Origin of the sequence: Deinococcus malanensis, from assembly GCF_014647655.1 — a bacterium.
Classification (GTDB): domain Bacteria; phylum Deinococcota; class Deinococci; order Deinococcales; family Deinococcaceae; genus Deinococcus; species Deinococcus malanensis.
On record NZ_BMPP01000009.1, the window covers coordinates 172427 to 178426 of the forward strand.

Here is a 6000-nt window from a genome sequence, read left to right on the forward strand (position 1 = left end):
AATGACTGCTCAATCCCACCTCAATGCAGCCCATCTGCGGGAAGATCTGCAAGCACAGGTCCCGCAGGACGTGCTCGTGTACGTCGAAGGGCGCCCAGAAGGTCTGTCCGGAGCATTTCTGATCACCATCAAGCAGGCAGCGTCCGTGGACGGGCAGGTATATGCGGTTGAGATGCCGTTTCAGACCCTCTCCTGGGCGGCAGAGTCCCGCGACGATCTGGCCCATGCCATGATCCAGTTCGTCTTCCGGGAGTTGGACGCCGGCCTTCCCCCGGCGGTCAACAACGGGTACGTCCGGCGGCCCATGCGCTGAGCGGATCCGGCGAAAGTCGCCACAGACAAGACCAGCACAGACCTAACACAGAAGAGGCACACAGCCGTCCGTGGAGACCCGCGCTGGCAACAAGCGCTTGAGTCATTAACCCGGTCGCGGATGGTTCAGATGTGCCACCGGCCCAGAACCCCAGATCATCAAGACTCGTGCCAGATGTGACAGGCGCCAGAACTTTGGTCTTTCTTCACGCCTCAGTTGCAGGCATGCGCGTGTCTTTCCTCAGGGTCTAAGGTGAGTTCACACCATCTTGCGTCGCCCAAAGGAGCCATGTATGCATCACCGTCAGCTGGGCAGGACAGGTATCGAGGTTTCAGAAATCGGGTTCGGCGCCTGGGCCATCGGGGGGGACGCCTGGGGTCCGGTCGAGGACGCCGCCTCCATCCGCGCGATGGAGCGGGCGCTGGAACTGGGGGTCAACTTCATCGACACGGCAGACGTATATGGCAACGGGCACAGCGAAACGCTGGTCGCCCAGGTCATCAAAAACCGCCGTGATCAGATCGTCGTGGCCAGCAAAGGCGGCCTGATGGGCCACCACCGCGATCCGAAGCGTGAGCCTGTCTACGACCGCCCCGAGAAGATCATCTCTGCCTTCGAAGACAGCCTGCGCCGGCTGGACACCGACTACATCGATGTATATTTCGACCACATCTGGTGGAACAACCCACGGGAAACAGAAGCGTTCCTCACGGCCTTCGCCCAGCTGAAACAGGAAGGCCGGGTGCGGGCCGTCGGAGTCTCGACCGATGATTTCGCGTATGTCCAGCATTTCAACCAGGACGGCACACTTGATGTAGTGCAACTCGATTACAGCCTGCTTAACCGCAAGGCGGAGCAGCACATCCTGCCGTACTGCCTTGAGCAGGGCATCGGGGTGGTGGTACGCGGCCCCCTGCGCATGGGCATGCTGACCGGAAAGTTTACGGCCGAGACGCGGTTCCCGGAGGGAGACGTGCGCCACGGCTGGCCTCAGGAAGACTGGTACCAGACGCAGCTTGATCAGGTGCAGCAGCTGGGTGTGCTGACCTCTCAGGAACGCAGCATGGGCCAGCTGGCCCTGCGTTTTGTGCTGAATCACCCGGCGGTGTCGGTGGCCATTCCCGGCGGCAAGACCCCGGAGCAGGTTGAGCAGAATGTCGTCGCATCCACCCGGCCCCTGCTGGACGAAAAGGATGCCCAACACATCGAGACTGTCACCGCGGGAACCCGTGCATGACTGCCCAGGGCCGTATGGCGCCAGATGCTCTGTCCGGGCAGGTGGCCCTGGTCACCGGGGCCAGCAGTGGGCTGGGGCGCGCCACCGCACCTGCTCTTGCCCGGGCAGGCGCCGACCTTGTCCTGCTGGCCCGCAGCGAAAGCGATCTGCTGGCCGTTGCGCGCGAAGCTGAATCCCTGGGGAGACGAGCACTGGTGTGTCCGGTTGACCTGTCCTCGGGACCAGCTTTGATGGAAGTGGTGCAGCAGGCGGTGCACTCACTGGGAGGCCTGGACATTCTCGTGAACAATGCCGCCACGGACGTACCCGGACCGGTAACCGACCTCAGCGCCCAGGACTGGGACCGCGTTCTGGACGTCAACCTGCGCGCTCCCTTTCTGCTGGCCAAAGCTACGTTTCCGCACATGCAGCGCGCAGGACGCGGCACGATCATCAACGTGTCTTCTGTGGCAGGCAAACGGGGCTGGGCCAATGGGAGTGCCTACTGCGCCTCGAAGTTCGGGCTGACCGGATTCACGCAGGCGCTGGCGGCAGAGGGCAAACCGCACGGCATTCGGGCCTGTGTGGTCTACCCCGGCGGCATGGCCACCGGCTGGGGCGCCTTCGAACCCCAGGCACGCGAAGATCAGAAGCCGCCTGCCGCACCACCGGTGGACGCCCTTCCGCCTGACCGGGTGGCGGATCTGCTGGCCTGGATGTGTGCTGCGCCGCCAGAACTGGTGCTGAACGAGGTCATCGTGACCCCTCTGAATGAAGGCGGGTGGCCGTGATGGACCTGACGCAGGAGTCTGTATGAAGGTGCTGATCACAGGTGCAGGAGGGAATCTGGGCCGGGTGCTGGCGCCCGCCCTCCAGGACAACGGCTATACCCCTGTCTTGATGGACTTCCGGCCGCTGGACACCCCGTATGAATTTATTCAGGGGGACGCAAGCAGCAAAGCAGATGTGTTCCGGGCCGCTGAAGATGCAGACATCATTGTTCACGGCGCCGCGCTGCACGGCGTTCACCTTCAAAACCATTCCAGGGACGAGTTCTGGAAACTCAACATGGAAGGGACCTACCACGTCTATGAGGCAGCGCGTGAGCACGGCATCAGGAAGGTGCTCCTGTGCAGCACCATGGGCGTGTATGGCGCGAGTATCAGTGTGCCGGACAGCAGCTTTGCAGTCGTCACGGAAGACCTGCCCTGTCTGCCAGGAGACTTCTACGGGCTGACCAAGACGCTTGCCGAGGAACTGGCAGGCTTTTATAGCCGGAGCCATGGCATCCGGACCATCTCGTACCGCCTCGGCATGTTCGTCCCCGAAAACTTTCTGCGGTACGGATTCCGGCTTCTCAAGGGCGGAGTGGACGACCGGGATGTTGCTCAGGCTTTTTTGCTTGGCCTGAAGAACGACACGATCATGTTTGACGCCTTCAACGTCATGGCCGCAGTCCCTTTCTCGCTGGAACAGCTGCCTCAGTGGAGGGAAGACCCCAGGGCCCTGCTGGAGTCCCGGTTCCCAGGCATTGCAGATCTGGTGACCCGGCGCGGAGAAAACATTGATGAGCTGCTGGGTGCCTGGGGGCATGTGTACTGGTCCATCGAGAAGGCCAGGGCCGGGCTCGGCTACCAGCCCGGCTATAACTTTGCGGAATTCTACCGGGCATTGCAGTCAGGCAACGACGCGCACTATCCCTTCGCGGATCTTCCCTGGTGGGGTGTGCCCGAGCAGACCTGAGCACCTGCGAGCACTTGCATGCCTGAGCTTCTGACGCCGCTTCAGCGTGCTGGTCGTCGCACTGGTTGACCGTTGTGCGCCTTACCCAACCTGCCCTGTAGGGAATCAGGGAGTCTCTGCGACCCTCAGGCCTCCTGGTTTTTCCATGGCCGGGAAACTGTGGGCTTCAGACACTTGCTTTCGCAGAGCGCTGCGCCACCTGGGCGACATGCCCCTGGCGGCTGCAAATCTCCTCAGGGTAAGCACCGACGATCTCCTCAGGACGAATGCCCGGGAGAAGTGGGCTAAAGTGTCTTTACCCACACAACCAGACCGCCCGAGTGAAGGCGGAAGGGCAGGCCCCACGGCTTCGTGGGGCTCTTCTACCCTTCGGTGAGTACATCAGGAAGAATGGACCGAACAACGATGGTATTTATGGCCGGTCATGGCCGCACCACAAGGGCTGTTTCTGCTGAAATGACCTCGGTGTACGCCAGCGTGGAAGCCTCGTCCAGGCGGGACGTCCTGAGGCAGCCGACATGGAAATCAGGTATCCGCCAGTGACCCCTTGGACGCTGAGCCGCTGCAGCGGACATGGAGAGGCACTAATCGCAAAACCGGAAGCACAATATCCAGGACGCACGTCTACTGCGCTGGTACAGACGGCGCTGAAAAGCTGAACGAGCCATTGCCCAGTAGCTAACGAGCCATTGCCCAGTAGCTATCGTTGCGGCGGCTGATGCTCAAGACAAGCGAACAAGCCGGAATGGCCTCGGTCTCGTTCACCCCGCCTGCTTCATCGCGCGGCGCCGAACCACCCCTCTACTGTCCTGTGGCAAAAGCGCTGTTGGCAGCAGTCATCGCCTCAACCATCTTTGGACCACCATGACCTTCATCGTCTACCAGGATGAATTGGCTGCCCGGCCAGGCCTGGTGAAGCTCCCAGGCGAATCCTGTCGGCCCGCTGACGTCGAACCGTCCGTGGATCAGCACTCCGGGAATGTGCTTCAGGGCTTCCATGTGGTCGAGAAGGCCCCGTCCGGGCAGGAACGCAGCGTGCTTCCAGTCATGCGTAACGAGGGTAGCGAAGTTCTGCTGCGTCACCGCGTCCGTTGCGCTGAGCATGTGACCGGGCTGCCAACTGGGATCCAGAGAAACATGCGTTTCCTCCCAGGCAGTCCACGCCATGGCAGCTGCCCGGCGGGTTTCAGGGTCTTGGCTGGTGAGGAGGTCGTAATAGGCGTCCACAACGCGCTGACCGGGACGCATGTGCCTAGCTTCAACAAACTACGCCCACTCCCGGGAAAACAGCAAGCCCACCGTTTCGGTAATCCACCGCACGTACTCCGGAGATGTGGTGGCGATGGCAAAGCAGACGATGCCACTGACCCGCTGCGGGTGCTGCTGTGCATAAGCCAGGGCAAGGGTCGTCCCCCAGGAGACGCCGTTAAGAAGCCAGCGGTCAATGTTCAGATGCGTTCGGGGGACCTCCATGTCTGTAATGAGCGTTTGCGTGGTGTTGGTAGGCAGGGTGGACAGATTCTCGATGGCCAAAGGGCGGCTACGACCACACCCATGTTGCTCGAATCCGACAATAAAAAAGCGCTCGGGATCAAAGCGCCGCCGGTACCCAGTTGCCATCCCGCCTCCCGGACGCCTGTGGAGGTACACCGCGCGTTGCCCGTGAGGATTTCTGGAAACCTCCCAGTAAATCTGGTTACCGTCACTGACTGCAAGCATGCAAGAGTCGAAGGGATCCAGCGCAGGGAACACAAACTCGATTATTGCCCGCGATGACGCACCACTGGAGACCAATCCTTGCCCAATCGAGGGCACAGACGGCTCCAGGGTCTACAAGATGCCCATTTCGAGGCTTGGACCACCAAAGGCCTTTGGTTAACAGACGCGAATCCTGCTATACGTCCTCCCATTTCCTCTGCTCCGCCGATGCATCCAGATGATCAGCGCCCAGTTGATGGCCCCGAGCTTCTGAGATGGCTTCATGCAGACCAGCCAGCGCACTCTGTACCCCATGCTTTCTTCCTCCAATAGCAGGTTTCAGACGTGCCAGAAAGCCCCGGCGCCCCATTCCAGCTGCCTGTAGCTCTATGTCCCGGGCTGCAGCTACAGCGCGGGTGGCCTCACTGATGCGATCCAGGTCATCGCCGCGAATCTCAAAGACCTTCCCGGCCTGCAGGACTGAAGCCGGATTTACACTGTGTACCCCGAGCTCTCCGTGCATCAATGTGGTCAGGTGAGCCCCATGTCCCATGTCCGAGTCCAGGCGGAGGGGTGAGGACGGCCGCATCAGGCGCTGTCCATGGATGGCCATTACCATAGGCGGAGTCATCCGGAGCAACACAATCCGTAAAGAAGGCTGGCGACTCAAGTGATTCTGCAGGGCTGCTACATTCTGTCCCACCTGGTAGAGGACCTGAGGCTCGCTTCCGGTGAGGTCCGCCAGGGAGCGGGAGGCATTGTTATGCTGCATGGTTTTACTGATTGTAGGCACGCACCATCACAGCACTCTGACCCCCGTTTGCCAACGTATTGAAGACCAGAAATAGAGAGGGCAGGCAAAAGAAAAGTACCCCAGGCTTTTCAGCCTGGGGTACTCGTGAACGCATCTGGTGTTGTCGACGTGACCTATAGAAAGGAGGTGATCCAACCGCACCTTCCGGTACAGTTACCTTGTTACGACTTCACCCCAGTCATGCGCCACAGTCTAGACGCCTGCCTTACAGCTCCC

The 6000-nt window shown here is 60.9% G+C and carries 6 protein-coding genes and 1 rRNA gene; 4 read left to right on the plus strand and 3 right to left on the minus strand.

Annotation, left to right across the window (positions count from 1 at the left end; translation table 11 throughout):
• The first annotated feature begins 1 nt into the window (after position 1).
• The 4 genes from IEY49_RS12260 to IEY49_RS12275 all read left to right on the plus strand — a co-directional run bounded on the left by IEY49_RS12260 (position 2) and on the right by IEY49_RS12275 (position 3272).
• Positions 2–313, plus strand: coding sequence for a hypothetical protein (locus IEY49_RS12260; RefSeq protein WP_189008946.1), 312 nt, complete (start codon positions 2–4; stop codon positions 311–313).
• A gap of 292 nt (positions 314–605) precedes the next feature.
• Positions 606–1550, plus strand: coding sequence for an aldo/keto reductase (locus tag IEY49_RS12265; RefSeq protein WP_189008948.1), 945 nt, complete (start codon positions 606–608; stop codon positions 1548–1550).
• Positions 1547–2320 (plus strand): SDR family oxidoreductase, encoded by a 774-nt coding sequence (locus IEY49_RS12270; protein ID WP_189008951.1) that lies wholly within the window; start codon positions 1547–1549, stop codon positions 2318–2320. The genes IEY49_RS12265 and IEY49_RS12270 overlap by 4 nt, the downstream gene beginning before the upstream one ends.
• A 22-nt stretch (positions 2321–2342) precedes the next feature.
• On the plus strand, positions 2343–3272 hold the full coding sequence (locus IEY49_RS12275) for an NAD-dependent epimerase/dehydratase family protein (protein WP_189008954.1): 930 nt from the start codon (positions 2343–2345) through the stop codon (positions 3270–3272).
• A gap of 801 nt (positions 3273–4073) precedes the next feature.
• On the opposite strand, the gene IEY49_RS21445 is transcribed toward IEY49_RS12275, so the two are convergent.
• The 3 genes from IEY49_RS21445 to IEY49_RS12285 all read right to left on the minus strand — a co-directional run.
• Entirely contained in the window at positions 4074–4520 is a 447-nt protein-coding gene (locus IEY49_RS21445) for an alpha/beta hydrolase family protein (protein WP_229780768.1), read from the minus strand.
• 18 nt (positions 4521–4538) lie between these two features.
• Positions 4539–4892, minus strand: a complete 354-nt coding sequence (locus IEY49_RS21450; RefSeq protein WP_229780769.1) for an alpha/beta fold hydrolase — start codon at positions 4890–4892, stop codon at positions 4539–4541.
• Positions 4893–5903: 1011 nt separating this feature from the next.
• Positions 5904–6000, minus strand: a 16S ribosomal RNA gene (locus tag IEY49_RS12285); the annotation flags it as partial.